The organism is Mycobacterium sp. (assembly GCF_035623875.1).
Classification (GTDB): domain Bacteria; phylum Actinomycetota; class Actinomycetes; order Mycobacteriales; family Mycobacteriaceae; genus Mycobacterium.
This window is the reverse complement of sequence record NZ_DASPSP010000003.1, coordinates 45,350-61,510: the sequence shown is the minus strand read 5'-3', so window position 1 is coordinate 61,510 and position 16,161 is coordinate 45,350. Positions and strand designations below refer to the sequence as shown.

The following is a 16,161-nucleotide window of genomic DNA, read 5'->3' as shown; positions in this document are numbered from 1 at the left end:
GGCCTCCACCATCTCGTCCGCGGTGAAGCCCAGTCCGATCAAGTACTCGATCAGACCAGCCCGCTCGCGCGCATCGACGATCCCTGCTGCCTGAAGCGCCTCAAAATCGAAGGAGTCGACCACCTGGCCAAGTGTGCCAGTGACGTCTCGGATTAGGGTGAAATGTCGTGAGCCGCGCTGCGACGATGCAGAGCGCAGCGATGTGGGGGTACCGTTCGGCCGCGGAGCGGCGAGGGGCAGAGGAGCGGCGCCGATGAGCCGCGCCGGCGACGATGCAGAGTGCAGCAATGAGGAGGAGCGGCGCCGATGAGCGATGACCTTCTGCACGGACCACTCGAAGACCGCCACCGCGAGCTCGGCGCAAGCTTCGCCGAGTTCGGCGGCTGGCTGATGCCGGTGTCGTATGCCGGCACCGTCAGCGAGCACACCGCAACCCGCAACACCGTCGGTCTGTTCGACGTCAGCCACTTGGGCAAGGCCTTGGTCCGCGGGCCTGGCGCCGCAGATTTCGTCAACTCCGCGCTCACCAACGACCTGAACCGCATCGGACCGGGAAAAGCGCAATACACCTTGTGCTGCAATGAATCTGGTGGAGTCATCGACGACCTGATCGCCTACTACGTCGGGCCCGACGAGATCTTTCTGGTGCCCAACGCCGCCAACACCGCAGCCGTGGTCGCGGCCCTGCAGAAAGCCGCGCCTGCCGGGCTCAGCATCAGCGACGAGCATCGTTCGTATGCGGTGTTGGCCGTGCAGGGCCCACGGTCGGCGGATGTGCTCGCTGAATTGGGGCTACCGACCTCCATGGATTACATGGGCTATGCCGACGCCGAGTTCGCGGACGTGCCGGTGCGGGTTTGCCGCAGCGGATACACCGGGGAGCACGGCTACGAGTTGTTGCCCCGCTGGGAATCCGCCGGTGTGGTGTTCGACGCGCTGGTTGCCGCGGTCAACCGAGCGGACGGGCAACTGGCCGGTCTCGGGGCGCGCGACACGCTGCGCACCGAGATGGGCTATCCGCTGCACGGTCACGAACTTTCGGCCGATATCTCGCCGCTGCAGGCCCGGTGCGGGTGGGCCATCGGCTGGAAGAAGGGCGCATTCTTCGGCCGTGACGCGCTGCTGGCCGAGAAGGAGGCGGGTCCGCAGCGACTGCTGCGTGGCCTGCGCGCGGTCGGACGCGGTGTGCTGCGGCCGGAGTTGACCGTGCTTGACGGCGACACCAAGGTCGGGTTCACCACGTCGGGCACGTTTTCTCCGACGCTGAAAACCGGTATTGCACTTGCGTTGATCGACAGCGACACGGGCGTCGCGGACGGCCAGCATGTCACGGTCGACGTTCGAGGCCGCGGGGTCGAATGCGAAGTGGTGCGCCCACCGTTCGTCGAACCAAAAACCCGTTAGTGGCCGGTTATACAATCGCATGATGACCGGCGACGTCCTCGAGTTTACGGTTTCACGCACCGCAAACCCGACGAGCGACGAGGCGCGCGAAGCGATACTGGCCGACCCTGGTTTCGGCAGATACAACACCGACCATATGGTGTCGATCGATTACACCGATGGGCAGGGTTGGCATGATGCGCGGGTCGTCGGGTACGGCCCGATCGAGCTGGATCCGTCGGCGATCGTGCTGCATTACGCGCAGGAGGTTTTCGAAGGGCTTAAAGCCTACCGGTGGCCGGACGGGTCGATCGTCTCGTTCCGCGCCGAGGCCAACGCCGCGCGGATGCGGTCCTCGGCGCGTCGGATCGCGATCCCAGAATTGCCCGACGAACTGTTCATCGAGTCGTTGCGCCAGCTGATCGCAGTCGACAAGGCGTGGGTTCCCCCGACCGGCGGTGAGGAGTCGTTGTATCTGCGGCCGTTCGTCTTCGCGACCGAGCCGGGGTTGGGAGTGCGCCCGGCCAAGCAGTATCGCTACCTGGTGATCGCCTCGCCGTCTGGCGCATATTTCAAGCACGGCATCAAGCCGGTCAGCGTCTGGGTGTCAACGGAATACGTGCGCGCCAGCCCGGGCGGTACCGGCGCAGCGAAGTTCGGCGGGAATTACGCCGCGTCGTTGGTGGCGCAAGCCCAAGCCGCTGAAAACGGCTGCGAGCAGGTGGTGTGGCTGGATGCCGTCGAACGCCGCTACATCGAAGAGATGGGCGGGATGAACATCTTCTTCGTGTTCGGCAGCGGCGGATCGGCCCGGCTGGTCACCCCTGAGCTCTCCGGCTCGCTTTTGCCGGGTATAACCCGAGATTCGTTGCTGCAGTTGGCAACTGACGCTGGTTTTGCTATCGAGGAACGCAAGATCGATATCGACGAGTGGCAGAAGAAGACCGCTGCGGGTGAGATCACCGAGGTGTTCGCCTGCGGCACAGCCGCGGTTATCACACCGATTTCGCACGTGAAGTACGGCGAGAGCGAATTCACTATCGGCGATGGCGAATCTGGCGAGGTGACGATGGCGCTGCGTGACACGCTGACCGGCATCCAGCGCGGAACTTTCGCCGACACCCATGGCTGGATGTCGCGGCTGGGCTGAAACACCGGCCTTTCTCAATCGAGGTTACTTACCGCCGCCGGATTTACCATGTGCTAATTGTCGGATCTTGATCAGCCGGTGCGATGGTGATGCGCGGACGATCATTAGGTGACGATTCTGGCTAATGGTGCGATTTGGCCGTTTTGCGCCGCGTCTCGTCGTAAGCTTCTGCGCGCAAATTCCCCCCGGGAGGCACGAAATGGTCAGCCCGAATAGCCCGACGCCGCAAGGATCGCGCCGCCAAGTGGCGGTGATCGGGACGCTGATGCCGCATCTGCATCCAGGGCGTCATCATGTGTACCGCGATGTCACCGCGTTGGCGTTGTTGGCGGCGTTGATCGCGGCAGGATTGGGGTCGCTACCGGTCGCGTTGGTGTTGACGGCAGTGGCGTTGCCAGCGGCGGTGTTGGTCTACATTCACGATCACCGGTTGTGGCACGACGAGCCGCTCACGGTGATCGTTGTGGCATTTGGGCTTTCGCTACTGCTCGGTGTCGGGGTCGGGCTGCTGGAAACCCGGTTCACCAAGCTGGTGGGGGTGGGTTCGACCGGGTATCACCTGCCTCCGGTTCCGCGCATTCTCGAATTGGGTGTGCTGGTACCGGTGGCGGCGTTTGTGGCGGTGGTGATCCCTGCGCTGGTGGTCAGCGCCCGCTCGGCATTCCGGCACCCGATGGATGTCGTGGTGGCGTGTTCGCTCAGTGGTGCAGCACTGTCGTTGGGGCTCAGTGTGGTGGTCCAGCATGGAGCGTTCAGCCCTATCCAGGCCGCGGCGGGGGACCCGGCGCATGTCGCGTTTATTTCCCTGACGCTGGGCTTTTTACAGCCGATTGTGCTGGCGACGGCGGCCATGGTCGCGGTGTTGGGGTTGCGCCGGCTCGGGGTCAGCCCAGTCACCGGCGTGATCGAGGGGCTGGTCTTGGTGCTGGCCTACGAGTTGGCGACCACCTTGTTGCAGCCCTACGGTACCCGCGGGATCGTGTTGACCGCGTTGGCCGCGTTCCTATTGGCCGGGGCGGGGCTGGCGGCGGCTCGTGATGGATTGCACGCGGCGATGTTCGCCGACAGCGGGACCGATGCGGATGTGCTCGAGGCTGGGCACGCTGAGCATCGGTTGCATGGTGGGCTGGTGGCCGCAATCGTTGCGGTCATCCTCATGATCGCTGTGTTGTTCACCGTGGCGGTGGTAATGAGCGGTGAGGCAACGCAGCGCACGCCGCCGGGCGAGGGTGGCGGCGGCAGGATCGCTCCGCACAGCGGTTCGGCGACCGGATCCATCCACCGCACGATTGGCCAATCTGGCGAGAGTTCTTGGGGCAGGGTTGCTTTGGCGTCGAACACCGCATCGCTGGCGGTCGGCACCGCCACCACCGTCAACCTGGTGGACGGAATCAGCATGGCCGTGGCTCCCGGCTGGACAGTCACCCGCCAAGGTCAGCAGTCCGCCGAGCTCATCAATAGCGACCAGAGCGCCGGCCTGTTCGTTAACGCAGGTACCGCGAACACGCCGGACATCGGCCACGAATCAACGTTCCTGATCGCTCACAATATCCAGAGCTCCGGATTGACCAATGTGCAGCAGCACCCGACGCAGCCGCAGCAGTTGCCGGGCAGGAACTTCAAACAGCTTCTCGAGGTCGACTACACCGCTGACATCCAAACCAACCAAGGCACAGGCCAGATCTATGGCGGATGGGTGACGCTGTACAACTCCACAACCGGCATGTCTGGCCTCTTCAATCTTTACGCAGTGAGTCTGGCCGCGTTTAAAGCGGCGTTGCAAGACGCCGCGCAAATGATGGTGTCGATGGAGTAGCGACCCGGTCAGTCGGCGATCAGGTCTGGGGATTCGGGGTCGCGTCTGGGGCTGCATCGAGAGCGGCGTACCGCTCCGCGAACTCGCGGGCGGCGACCGGCCATTGTTCACCGTCGGCGCCTCGCACCACCCAGTCGCCGTCGAAGGCTGTCGTGGGTCCCTCTAGGGTCTCGATCGTCTCGCCCGGCTGCGCCGGTCGGGCGAAAACGTCTCCACGCCTTTGCCATTGGTTGCCACCGACATGCTCGTAGCTGGTTTGGAAGATATCGTCGCGTACTGACCAGGTCGCCTCACCCACCTGGACCTGCCAGTCTCCGGCGTCGGCCTGCATGGTCTGACCCGATCGCGATGTCCACGTCCAGGGCGTGTTTCGCTGTTCGGCGGTGACCGTTCCGACTCGGGTGAACGGCTGCCACACCGGACGTGACCGATAGCCGAGCTGCCGCAGACTCCACAAGGTGGTGGCCAGACTCGTCACCGCGGAGTTGAGCAGATCTTGGTCGGCTTCGACCACGGACCATTCAACGAGCATGTTATGGATTTGCTGTTCATCGTTGCGGACCGCGCCGTACTTCCAGTGATTGCGGCGATAGTAGCGAGACCAGTCTTCGTGTTCCGCCTGCGCCATTTTCATCGCGGCGTCGTAATCGAAGCCCATCAGCGCCAGCTGTTGCAATGCAGTCAGTCCGACCATGTCATGCAGGCCCAGTGGCTGCGGTGGGTTACCCCAAGTGTTCCAGGTGTGTTCGGCGATCTGCTTAACCATCCACAGGGCATTGCGGACCACGCGCCGATTCGACTCGCGGTAGAACTCGTCGAGGGCTGCCCACGGCAACCGTGCAGGCGGAGGGTTCGGTTCCGGTTCGATACTGGCGACGTAGCGCTCGTGAATCAGCTTCGCCGCTCGTTCACAGACATCCTGGGCTTGTCCCTCCGGAATGTCGAGCGCCAGTCGGTAGGTCCGCAGCCGGCCGACGATGGGCAACGGGTCCCCGGCCATCTGGGCGTCGTTGTCCCAAATGTAAATGGGCATGGTCGGATAACGCGCAGCCAGCCTGGTACCAATTGACCTTGCGGTAGCCGGTCCGTGTGCCTTGTCGTCGACGAATATCACGGCGTTGGTTGGAGCGTCGCTCGCGCCGATCAGCCGCATCAACACCGGCACGGTCGCTGGCTGCGGTATGGCGTCGATCGTCGGCCCGGTTGACAAGAACCCGACCTGCCGGTGGTGGAATTCATGGTCCTCGCGGTACTCTTCGGCGTCTGTGGCGACCAGATTCAGTGTCGGCAGCGGGGTCTCGCCCGGTGCGGAGTAGTAGTCGTATTCCAACTTCCGACGACTCAGGTCCGCGCACAGTGCCAATGTCAATTCTGATGTGCCGCAAACGAATACGTGTTCTACGGTGGCCGTCGAAATAATCTCTTCCAGTAGCCAGCGAGCGGTGACCTCGTATTTGCTAACGGCGTCAGCCGCCCATCGGGTGTTCGATCCACCGAGCTGTTCAGCGCGCCACGCCTCGGCTTGCCACGGATCATCTATCCGCACGGTGAGCGGTAGTCGCCGCTTGTGGCCAACCGCGGATCGCGCGCGCGTGATGCTGTCCAGCCATAACTGGTTGGTCGTCGGATCGGCCGACATGAGGTAGAGCCGCTCGAGGTTGCGCCACAGCGACAGCGACTTGAGGGTCTCCGGAGCATTGAAGTCCACCGTTACCACTCGGCCGCCGTGAATTCTGGCCTCCTGCACGCCCGGCTCATCGGGGCCGCTGGTGAAGACGACCAACGTGCTCGACCGGCCGAGTGTCCCCCCGATCGCGCTGACCATGGACCGGGTTTCGTCGTCGATCCCAACGATGGCGGTGACCGAGCTGGCGAGGCTTGCCCGCAGCCGGTCCAGCTGGGACCGGAACAGTGCGATCACCACAGCGGCAAGAGCGGTGAAAATCGCACCCAGCCCCGCTAGCCGTGCAACCGACAGTGCGTCCGGAGTCGGGTTGGGACAGACGCGCCCGCCCAGCGAGAAATCGATTGGGTAGCCTTTGACCACTGAGACGGTCCAGATCAGTGGCTGGAAGAAGACCGGATGCGTGTCATCGTGGCAGGTCCAAAACGAGCTGAAGCCCAACACGGCGCTTGTCGCGGCGAGTCCGGCAACGACGACGATGGGAACGTTGCCCGACCGGCGGGCACTGTGCGAACGAAAGCTCAATACGCACAGCGCGACTAGCACAGCGGTCACGATCGCGATCGTTGCCGACGATCCCGGCCGGCCGACCCACCTCAACCAGTTCGGCAAGCTGTCTCCTGCCGAGGGATTGACTGCCAGGACGCATAGCCACCCAAGCAAGACCAAAGCAATGGCTAAAAGCGCAGCCTGCGCCGAGCGGGAAGGTGCGATGGTGCGTTGCATTCGACCTTCTCTCCTGCTTGGGCCGCGGTAAAGATGATGGCATTGAAATGCGAGCCGCGGAGATCATTCGCTGTCGACGACCGTGCCCCTCGTGAGTGCGAATGATCTCCCACCGGCCGAAGCGAGGATGGCAGGCATTGCTCCGATAAACACGGTGTCTAATTCGGCGACGTCCGGATAACGCTTTTCAGCTGCTTCCACGGCAGCAGAATTGGCGTTTCCTTCCGTTCGAGATTCTTTTCATTGGCCAGCGTCCAGCCATCGGCGATGCGTTGAGGGTTCCAGCGCTCGTGCTCGGCAGCGGCAAGCAGTTCAATTTCCGGGTCGGTGAAAGTGAAATTGCTTGCCTCCAAGTCGCGTAACGGCGTGATGGCACAGCCAACCTTGCGCAAGTGGACCGGGAAGTGACGCGCCTGATCCCGGCTGGAATTCTTGCCGGATTCGTCGAGGTCGTGCCACGTCGGTGCCGTTTCGCCGTTGACGATCGCTTCTTGGCGCCAGCGCTCATGAATGGCCTGCGCCAGCGGCTGAACCGGCCCACATCGACCCCATCCGGTGGTTAGCCACCTGAGCAGTCTCGGCGATTCTAGCCTCGCCTCACGTGGCTAGAGCCGCGCCAACGCCGCCAGCGTCAGGGCGGTCGCTGTCGTGGTCAATTCGATTGCGGCGCCGAGTACGTCGCCGCTGATGCCGCCGAAACGGCGTACGCAGCGCCCGATCAGCGCCGCGCTGCAGCCGAGCCCGACCAGCACCGCCACCGGTCCCTGCCATGGCTGCCGACCTGCGGCCAGGGCCGCCCCGAGCAGCACGGTGACCCAGGCCGCGATCGCCGGCGCGGACTGGGTGCCCGCGACCCGGGCGCCCAACGTGCTGCCCGGCGCCGCCGGCAGCGACCGGCGGCAGGCCAGCACGGCGGCTACCCGGCCAGCGGCAACGGCGACCACGATCGCGGCCGCGCCCAGCGCCGAAAACGCCAGTCCTTGCAGCATCATCACCAACACGACGCTGGCCACCCCGAACGCTCCGGTCGACCCGTCACGCATTACCTGCAGCGCGCGTTCCGGCGGCCCGTAGCAGCCCAGCCCGTCGGCGGTGTCGGCGACGCCGTCGATGTGCAGGCCACGAGTCGCCGCCAGCAGTGCCGCCACGGCGAGCAGGCCGTTCAGCGGGTTGCCCGAGCCGAACACCAGCGCGCTTGCCCATGTCACGGCAGCGGCCAGCGCACCGAGTGCCGCACCGACGACCGGTAACGCGGTCATCGCGCCGCGGCCCAGCGGCCGGTCCGATGTGCCGGGCACCGGGACGACGGTCTCGAACGCGAAAGCCGTTGCCAGCGAGCGGATCACGGTGAGGAGATAGAGCGGTCGGCGCGGTCGGAAACATTCGCACTGGAAAAGCTGGCCATCGATGCCAACGCGGCCACCGCGGCGCGCAGCACCGGCAGCGCCACCGCTGCGCCGGAACCCTCGCCTAGCCGCATTTTCAGGTCCACGATTGGATCCAGCCCGAGCTGGGCCAAGGCCAGCGCGTGCGCCGGTTCGGTTGAGAGGTGGCCGGCCTGCCACCACAGCCGGGCCCCGGGAGCCAGGCGCTCGGCGATCAGAGCCGCCGCCGTCACCGCCATGCCATCCAGCAACAGTGGGGTGCGCCGGACGGCGGCCTGCGCACAGAAGCCCGCCATCCCTGCCAAATCGGCGCCGCCGCAACGCTGCAGCAGCGCCACCGGATCGGATGACACCGAGTCGGCCCGGAACAGCGCATCGCGCACGGCCGCCGTTTTGCGGGCCCACCCGGCGTCATCGATGCCGGTTCCGTAGCCGACCGCTGCGACCGGCTCGATACCCGTCAGCGCTGCGGTCAGAACCGTTGCCGCAGTGGTGTTTCCGATGCCCATATCGCCAGCGATCAGAAGATCCGCACCGGAATCGACCTCCTGGTCGGCGATCTGCCGGCCGGCGTCAATCGCGTCGAGGGTTTCCTGGTGGGTCAGCGCATCCTCATATGTGATGTCGCCGCTGGCGCGCCGTACCTTATGCGCGCCGATCTGCTGCGACAGCGGGTCAGCGTCCACTGCCAGGTCGGCGACGCGCACCGTGGCCCCCGCGACGTCAGCCAGCGCGTTGATCGCGGCGCCGCCGGCGGCGATGTTCGCGACCATCTGGCTGGTGACCTCTGGCGGGTAGGCCGACACCCCCGATCGGGCGACCCCATGATCGCCGGCGAACACCACAATTCGAGCCCGCTCGAATTGCGTTGGCGGACAGTGGCCTTGACATGATGCGACCCAGACGGACAGATCCTCGAGACGGCCCAGGGCGCCGCGCGGCTTGGTCAGCGTGTCCTGGCGGGCCCGGGCCGCCGCGGCGGCATCAGTATCGGGTGGCACTACCTGCGGAAACATTGTCAGGTCCTAGGCGACTTGATCTGCACCGGCTGGCCGGCCACCATCAGCACCACTCGATCGCACAAGGCGGCCAGCCGCTGGTTGAGCGTGCCCAACTCGTCAGTGAACCGGCGGCCGGACACCGTCGCCGACACGATGGTCAGTCCGACCTCGTGGCTGACCAGGATCAGCGGGGGATTGAACGAGGCCACCGCGGCGAGCATCTCATCGACGTCCGCCGACACCGAGCCGTGCTCCCATCCGCGGCGGTTCAAAGTGGCGGTCAACCAGCCGGGGACATCATCGACAAGGGTGGGCGCGGCCGGTGACTGGCGCAAATGTGTTGGGACGTTGTCGCTTTCCACCGTTGACCAGTGCTCGGGCCTCCGATCACGGTGCTGGGCGATCCGTTGCACCCAGGCCGGGTCGGTGTCGGTTACCGACCCGGTCGCCAGGTAGCGCACCGGCTCAAACGGTCCCAGCGACTCGGCGATGGCCGTCTCCGCCCAGCGAGACTTGCCCGACTTGATCCCGCCGAGCACCAGGGTTCGCACGGCAGATCAAACAGCTTTCAGGCGGCGTTTACTCGACACGGGCCCCGTGCTTGACTTGGGGCCGGGGCGCTCGCATCCGCCGCATCTGGGAAGCCCGACCGGCTGCGTAAAGGCCTAGTTTCCAACGGCTTTCGGTGTTATCCGGAAACTTTTCATCGACCCGCCTGGCTACCTTGCGGCCCAGAATGAGCCCGTCGAGCATCATGAGACCCATCAGCACCGTCATCGCGGGCGAAATGTACAGCTGCAGTTGCGGGACGGCGAACATGACAAACAGCAATGTCAGGGCCGAGGGCATGAACAGCCCGAGCACATTGCGGCGGGCGTCCACCAAGTCGCGGACGAACCGCCGCACCGGGCCCTGATCGCGCGCCAGTAGATAGCGCTCGTCGCCGTGCATCATGCGCTCCCGCCGATCCGCCATCTGGGCGCGACGCGCTGCACTGTTAGCCCGGCGTTCCTCACGGCTGAGCTTGGGCCCCGCCAAAGACTTTCGCCGTGCGCGGGCCTCGGCGGCCGTCATCGGTGCCGGAGCAACCGGGCCCTTGCGCCGGGCGGCGGCGCGGCGTCTGGGTGTGGGGCGCCCCTTGGGGGCGGTTGTTTGCGAACCGTGGGATGACTCCGACGAGGCCGAGAGCATGGACTCGGACGCATCCCCGGCTTCCGCCGGCGTCCGAGCACCGTCCCGGTCAGCGGCGTCTCCGTCTTTCTTACGACCCAGCAGTTTCACGTTCGCCAGGTTACTTCGCAGCGGATGTTGCCCGGTACACGGTCTAGGTGTGGTGCGCCTTTACACAGCGGGCCCTAGGCTGGCTGAAATGAGCGGGTCGGCGGCTGACGTCGGCGGTATCGCACCCGCCGCGGACCTTGTGCCGGCGACCATACGGCTGTTGGTTGCCCCCGATTGCTACGGCGACAGCCTGACCGCGGTCGAGGCCGCCGCCGCGATAGCGACCGGCTGGAACCGTGCGCGGCCCGCCGATCAGTTCATCATCGCGCCGCAATCCGACGGGGGCCCAGGTTTCGTCGACGTACTGGCCAGCCGGTTGGGGCAGCGGCGGCAACTTCAGGTATCCGGTCCGCTGGACGAAGACGTGCAGGCCGAATGGGTGCTGGACACCGTGTCTGCGACGGCATACCTGGAATGCGCGCAGGCGTGCGGACTGGCCCGCCTCGGCGGCCCGCCGACGCCGCAAACCGCACTGTCGGCCCACAGCAGGGGGGTCGGGCAGCTCGTCGATGCAGCTGTGCGGGCAGGCGCCGCGCGGATCGTGGTCGGCTTAGGCGGCACCGCCAGCACCGACGGTGGCCGTGGGCTTGTCGACGAGCTGGGCGGCCTTACGGCGGGACGGCGGCGGCTTGCCGGCGTCGAACTGATCGCCGCCTCGGATGTCGAGTACCCGCTGCTGGGGCCGTGGGGGGCCGCGCAGGTATTCGGCCCACAGAAGGGAGCAGACCCAGCAACCGTGGCGGCGCTCGAAAGGCGGCTCACGGAATGGGCGGGTGAGCTGGACGCAGCCGTTGGGCGGCCGGTTAGCGCGCAAGCAGGCGCAGGGGCCGCCGGAGGAATCGGCGCGGCCCTGCTGGCACTGGGCGGCCGGTGCGAATCGGGCGCATCGATCATCGCCGAGCACACGCGGTTGGCTGATGACATCGCCGCAGCTGATCTGGTGATCACCGGCGAGGGTCGGTTGGACGACCAGTCGTTGCACGGCAAGGTGGTCGGCGCGCTGGCCAGGGCGGCGCGACCACAGGAAGTACCGATCGTGGTGATGGCCGGTCAGGTAGATCTTGACCGTCGGGCGCTGCGATCGGAGGGCATTTTGGCGGCCTACGCGATCGCCGACTACGCCGGTTCAGTGCGGCTGGCTCTGGCCGACGCCGCCAACCAGCTAATGGGCCTTGCCTCTTATGTGGCGGCGCGACTCGGGAATAGAGGCTCAACAAGGTATCTTTGAAGAGGTGGGTGTTTTCCGCGGGGGCCCGATACCTCGGGGACCTGAGTGAAAAGGCCCACCCATCGACCCGAGAACGATTTGGGCATGTAGGCACTTATAGGGAGACGCAATGACTGTTCAGGACGAGTCAGCCGCCACAGGGTCAGCTACCGCGAGCCACGGCGTGATCTTGACCGACGCCGCGGCAGCCAAGGCGAAGTCACTGCTGGAGCAGGAGGGACGCGACGACCTGGCGCTGCGTATCGCAGTTCAGCCTGGGGGATGCGCGGGTTTGCGGTACAACTTGTTCTTCGACGACCGCGCACTCGACGGTGACCTGACCGCGGAATTCGGCGGCGTGACGCTGACTGTCGACCGGATGAGCGCGCCCTACGTGCAGGGCGCGTCCATCGACTTCGTCGACACCATCGAGAAGCAGGGCTTTACCATCGACAACCCGAACGCCACCGGCTCGTGCGCCTGCGGCGACTCCTTCAACTGACGCAGTTACCTCGGCGTATCTGGTAGCTGTCCTTAGTAGCTGCCTGCGGTTCGCAGCACGTAGGAGCACACCAGCACCTGGTTGTGCTGGGTAAGTAACTGCGCGATGCCCTGGACCTGCTCTCGCCGCGCGCCACCGGTGCCGGGCTTGACGCGCATGCTGAACAACACCTGGGCCTGGTAGTTCGACCAGTACACGATCTTGTCGACCGAGGTCACCTGCGCCTCGGAGAACTGCTTGCGGAACGCGTCGCTGCTCAGTTTGGCGAGTGCCTGATCCGAGCGTCGGTCTCGAACGGCGTCGTAGATGCCGCACAGCGCGTTGCGCGCGATGGTTTCGATGTCGCGCTGCTGCAGCGCGTCCAGGTAGCCCTGAATCGCCGTTTTTGCCGTGGCGTCAGAGATCGCGCCGGTCGGGGTGGTCGAGCCGCCGCGCGAACCGTGCAGGATCGCGGCGATCAACCCGGCGATCAGGACCAACGCCACCACAGCGCCGAGCACCACTGTTCGACGGCGGCGGTTCGGGTACGGCACCGGCGGCGGCAGCAGCCCCGGATATGCGGCCGACGGGGGTGCTGCTTCGGCCGCCTCGCCCACTGGCGGCACGGTGTAGGCCGGCGGGCCGGGGATGGGCTGGCTGGGATGGGGGTCGTTGAACGGCGGTCCGTCGGCGCCGAGACGGTGGTTCGGCGAATACGGACCGGGCATAGGCGGTACTCCTCGGGTATCGGGGCTGGATGACCCTGAACGACGTCTGTCGCAGCGAGGTTCTCCCTTTGGAGGCTAGCGGCCCTCGCCCCGCGCCGCAGCGGCGGCCACCACCCGTGGGTAAGCTTAGCTAGCCGAACTTACGAACGAAGGGTGGATTTTTCGTGACGATCGCGGTGACCGGTTCCATTGCAACCGACCATCTGATGCGGTTCCCGGGCCGGTTCTCCGAACAGCTGCTCGCCGATCACCTGCAGAAGGTTTCGCTCAGCTTCCTCGTCGACGACCTTGTGATCCACCGCGGCGGTGTCGCCGGCAACATCGCCTACGCCATCGGGGTTCTCGGCGGCGACGCTGCCCTGGTCGGCGCGGCCGGCGACGATTTTGCCGACTACCGCCACTGGCTGCAGGCCCACGGCGTCAACACCGACCACGTCTTGGTTTCACAAACCGCGCATACCGCGCGTTTCGTCTGCACCACCGACCTCGAGATGGCCCAGATCGCGTCGTTCTACCCGGGTGCGATGTCAGAGGCGCGCAACATCAAGCTCGCCGAGGTCGTCTCATCAATCGGCAAGCCGGACCTGGTCATCATCGGGGCTAATGACCCCGACGCCATGGTGGTGCACACCGAGGAGTGCCGCAAGCTCGGCCTGGCGTTCGCCGCCGACCCGTCGCAGCAGTTGCCCCGGCTGTCCGGCGACGAGATCAACAAGCTCATCGACGGCGCCGCGTACTTGTTCACGAACGACTACGAGTGGGAGCTGTTGCTGTCCAAAACCGGCTGGTCGGAGGCCGATGTGCTGGAGAAGGTCGACCTGCGGGTGACCACGCTCGGCGCCAAGGGCGTCGACATCGTGGACCGCGACGGCACGACCATCCACGTCGGCGTGGTGCCCGAGACCAGCCAGACCGACCCCACCGGCGTCGGCGACGCGTTCCGGGCCGGTTTCCTGACCGGCCGTACTGCCGGGCTAAGCCTGGAGCGCTCGGCTCAGCTCGGATCACTGGTGGCCGTGCTAGTGCTGGAGTCGACCGGGACTCAGGAGTGGAAGTGGGATCGCGAAGTCGCCAAGACGCGTTTAGCGAATGCTTACGGCGACGACGCTGCCACCGAGATCAGCGCCTTACTGGCCAAGCCTGCCGAGCAGGCGTAAAAGCCCTTGCCGCCCCGGCGTGTCGGGGGCTTTGCTGGGGCACCTCCCGCTTGCGGGGGACCGCTCGGCACTCATAGCTGCACCGGGTAGGACGGCTCGCTGATCTGCGGCACCACGCTGTGCTCGACGAAGATCGCGTGCCACAGCATAAAGATCAGTAGCGTCCACAGCCTGCGACTGTGATCGGTTGTGCCGCAACGGTGTTCGTCTAGCATCCGGCGAACAGCGGATACGTCGATCAGTTGGTCGGTTGCGGAGGAGTTCACCATTTCATGCGCCCACTCCAGCAGCGGGCCGGTACGCAGCCAGTGCCGGATCGGTACCGGGAAGCCCAGTTTCGGCCGGTTGAGCACATGCGGCGGAACGATGGGCTCCAGTGCGCGCCGCAGCGCGTACTTCGTAGTGGTGCGGGTGATCTTGGCCTGCACGGGCAGTCGGGATGCGACCGCGAACACCTCGGGATCCAGAAACGGCACCCGCAGTTCCAGCGAGTTTGCCATCGTCATCTTGTCGGCCTTGACCAGAATGTCGCCACGCAACCAGGTGAACAAGTCGATGTGCTGCATGCGGGCTACCGGGTCCCAGCCCGCTGATTCGGCGTACAGCGGCGCCGTCACGTCGGTGTGCGTCCAGTCGGGGCGAAACCCGGGCAGCACGTCGCGCAAATGCGCGTCGGAGAAGCTACGGGCGTTGCCGTAGTAACGCTCTTCGAGCGTCAGCGATCCGCGGTGCAGCAGGCTTTTGCCGCGCATGCCCTCGGGCAGCGGTTTGGACATCTTGCCCACCGAACGCCGCAGCGGGCCGGGCAGGTAGTCGAAGGGCTTGAGCGACAACGGCTCTCGGTAAATGGTGTAGCCGCCGAAAAGCTCGTCGGCGCCCTCCCCGGACAGCACCACCTTGACGTGCTTCCGAGCCTCGCGGGCGACGAAGAAGAGCGGCACCAGCGCAGGGTCGGCCACCGGCTCGTCGAGATACCAAACGATTTCGGGTAAGGCGGCGACGAACTCGTCGGGAGCGACCACCTTGGCGACGTGCCGCGCACCGATCGCCTCCGCCGACGCCACCGCGACGTCGATCTCAGAGAATCCCTCACGCTCGAACCCGGTGGTGAACGTGATCAGCCGGGGGTTGTGCCGGATGGCCAGCGCCGCGATCGCCGTCGAGTCGATGCCGCCCGACAGAAAGGCGCCAACGGTGACGTCGGCGCGCATGTGCTTGGCCACCGAGTCCTCCAGGACCGCGGTGATCTCCTCGTAGCGGGCCTGCTCGGTCTCCCGGGTGATCGGTGTCGCGGTGAAGCGCGGCACGAAGTAGCGGGTGGTCTCCGGTGCGGCCGTGCCGGGACGAATCCGCGCGTAACAGCCGGACTCGAGCCGGCGCACGCCGCGATGCAGGGTCTCCGGTTCGGGCACATACTGCAGCACCGTGTAGTGCTGTACAGCGCGCAAGTCGATTGCGGTGTCGAATCCGATCAGGTCGGCCAGTTCCAGGAGACATTTCTTTTCGCTGGCTACCGCCGTGCCACCGGTCCCAGTCGCCATGAACAGCGGTTTGATGCCGAAAGGGTCGCGCGCGCAGAATAATTCGCCCGCGACGTTGTCCCACAGCGCGAAGGCGAACATGCCCCGCAGCCGGGTCAGGGCGCCGGCGCCCCAATAGTGATAGGCGGCGACGATGGCCTCGCCGTCGCCGTCGGTGGCGAACACGGCGCCGTGGCGCTCGGCGAGCTCGGCCCGCAGCTCCAGGTAGTTGTAGATCTCGCCGTTGAACACCAACTCATACCGGCCGGGACTTTCCGGCGGCCCCCAGCGCAGCGGTTGATGCGAATGGGCGATGTCGATGATGGACAGCCGGTTGAAACCGAACACGACAGTCCTGGCCGGATCGGCCCAGGTGCCCGGCTCGTCGGGTCCGCGGTGGCGCATCAGGTGCGATGCGTGAGCCACGGCATCGGCCGTATCGCGGGCCGAATCCAACGAATCACCGCCAGCCGCAGCACTCACGAAGGCCAGCAGTCCACACATCGCGCCAAGTATGCCGCACCGCGGTGGGCTCGGCGCTGCCGCAGGTCGCGGCTGAGCCGGTCAGGCAGCGCCCGACGCGGGGACTCCGGCACGGCTTCACTGCGCGGCGTGGTCTACGCTGCGTAGTATTCGACATGC

14 protein-coding genes and 1 pseudogene are annotated in these 16,161 nt (G+C 65.8%); 6 read left to right on the top strand and 9 right to left on the bottom strand.

What is annotated here, in order from left to right:
- A pseudogene (locus VEI45_RS00510) lies at window positions 1-123 on the bottom strand (adenylate/guanylate cyclase domain-containing protein); the annotation flags it as partial.
- A gap of 183 nt (window positions 124-306) precedes the next feature.
- Between VEI45_RS00510 and gcvT the strand changes: the two are divergent.
- From gcvT to VEI45_RS00495, 3 genes are all read left to right on the top strand, one after another.
- Entirely contained in the window at window positions 307-1,404 is a 1,098-nt protein-coding gene (gene gcvT / locus VEI45_RS00505; RefSeq protein WP_324849039.1) for a glycine cleavage system aminomethyltransferase GcvT, read from the top strand.
- Between the two features lie 22 nt (window positions 1,405-1,426).
- A complete protein-coding gene (locus tag VEI45_RS00500; protein WP_324849037.1) occupies window positions 1,427-2,533 on the top strand; it encodes a branched-chain amino acid aminotransferase in 1,107 nt (368 codons plus the stop codon).
- Between the two features lie 244 nt (window positions 2,534-2,777).
- Complete coding sequence (locus tag VEI45_RS00495) at window positions 2,778-4,349, top strand: hypothetical protein (protein ID WP_324849035.1); 1,572 nt, start codon at window positions 2,778-2,780, stop codon at window positions 4,347-4,349.
- A gap of 19 nt (window positions 4,350-4,368) precedes the next feature.
- On the opposite strand, the gene VEI45_RS00490 is transcribed toward VEI45_RS00495, so the two are convergent.
- The 6 genes from VEI45_RS00490 to VEI45_RS00465 form a co-directional block, all read right to left on the bottom strand.
- Window positions 4,369-6,588, bottom strand: a complete 2,220-nt coding sequence (locus VEI45_RS00490) for a RyR domain-containing protein (protein WP_324849033.1) — start codon at window positions 6,586-6,588, stop codon at window positions 4,369-4,371.
- A 329-nt stretch (window positions 6,589-6,917) separates the two neighbouring features.
- The gene (locus VEI45_RS00485; RefSeq protein ID WP_324849031.1) at window positions 6,918-7,151 is read right to left on the bottom strand and encodes a RyR domain-containing protein; all 234 of its coding nucleotides are present in this window, start codon (window positions 7,149-7,151) and stop codon (window positions 6,918-6,920) included.
- A 213-nt stretch (window positions 7,152-7,364) separates the two neighbouring features.
- Complete coding sequence (locus VEI45_RS00480; RefSeq protein ID WP_324849029.1) at window positions 7,365-8,105, bottom strand: adenosylcobinamide-GDP ribazoletransferase; 741 nt, start codon at window positions 8,103-8,105, stop codon at window positions 7,365-7,367.
- Window positions 8,102-9,160, bottom strand: coding sequence for a nicotinate-nucleotide--dimethylbenzimidazole phosphoribosyltransferase (cobT, locus tag VEI45_RS00475; RefSeq protein WP_324849027.1), 1,059 nt, complete (start codon window positions 9,158-9,160; stop codon window positions 8,102-8,104). Before cobT ends, VEI45_RS00480 begins: the two co-directional genes overlap by 4 nt.
- Before the next feature lie 2 nt (window positions 9,161-9,162).
- Entirely contained in the window at window positions 9,163-9,696 is a 534-nt protein-coding gene (locus VEI45_RS00470) for a bifunctional adenosylcobinamide kinase/adenosylcobinamide-phosphate guanylyltransferase (RefSeq protein ID WP_324849025.1), read from the bottom strand.
- A 28-nt stretch (window positions 9,697-9,724) separates the two neighbouring features.
- Window positions 9,725-10,426 (bottom strand): DUF3043 domain-containing protein, encoded by a 702-nt coding sequence (locus tag VEI45_RS00465; protein WP_324849023.1) that lies wholly within the window; start codon window positions 10,424-10,426, stop codon window positions 9,725-9,727.
- Between the two features lie 151 nt (window positions 10,427-10,577).
- Here VEI45_RS00465 and VEI45_RS00460 point away from each other — a divergent pair, with 151 nt between their 5' ends.
- Both VEI45_RS00460 and VEI45_RS00455 read left to right on the top strand, forming a co-directional pair.
- Complete coding sequence (locus VEI45_RS00460) at window positions 10,578-11,654, top strand: glycerate kinase (protein ID WP_324849057.1); 1,077 nt, start codon at window positions 10,578-10,580, stop codon at window positions 11,652-11,654.
- A 109-nt stretch (window positions 11,655-11,763) separates the two neighbouring features.
- On the top strand, window positions 11,764-12,135 hold the full coding sequence (locus tag VEI45_RS00455; protein ID WP_324849020.1) for an iron-sulfur cluster assembly accessory protein: 372 nt from the start codon (window positions 11,764-11,766) through the stop codon (window positions 12,133-12,135).
- Window positions 12,136-12,167: 32 nt separating this feature from the next.
- On the opposite strand, the gene VEI45_RS00450 is transcribed toward VEI45_RS00455, so the two are convergent.
- Window positions 12,168-12,842, bottom strand: a complete 675-nt coding sequence (locus VEI45_RS00450) for a hypothetical protein (RefSeq protein WP_324849018.1) — start codon at window positions 12,840-12,842, stop codon at window positions 12,168-12,170.
- Window positions 12,843-13,006: 164 nt separating this feature from the next.
- On the opposite strand from VEI45_RS00450, the gene VEI45_RS00445 reads away from it, so the two are divergent.
- A complete protein-coding gene (locus tag VEI45_RS00445) occupies window positions 13,007-13,999 on the top strand; it encodes a carbohydrate kinase family protein (RefSeq protein ID WP_324849017.1) in 993 nt (330 codons plus the stop codon).
- Between the two features lie 71 nt (window positions 14,000-14,070).
- Here the strand turns inward: VEI45_RS00445 and asnB are convergent, their stop codons facing one another.
- Window positions 14,071-16,023: an asparagine synthase (glutamine-hydrolyzing) gene (asnB, locus tag VEI45_RS00440; RefSeq protein ID WP_324849014.1), complete on the bottom strand. Its 1,953-nt coding sequence runs from the start codon at window positions 16,021-16,023 to the stop codon at window positions 14,071-14,073.
- Window positions 16,024-16,161: the final 138 nt, after the last annotated feature.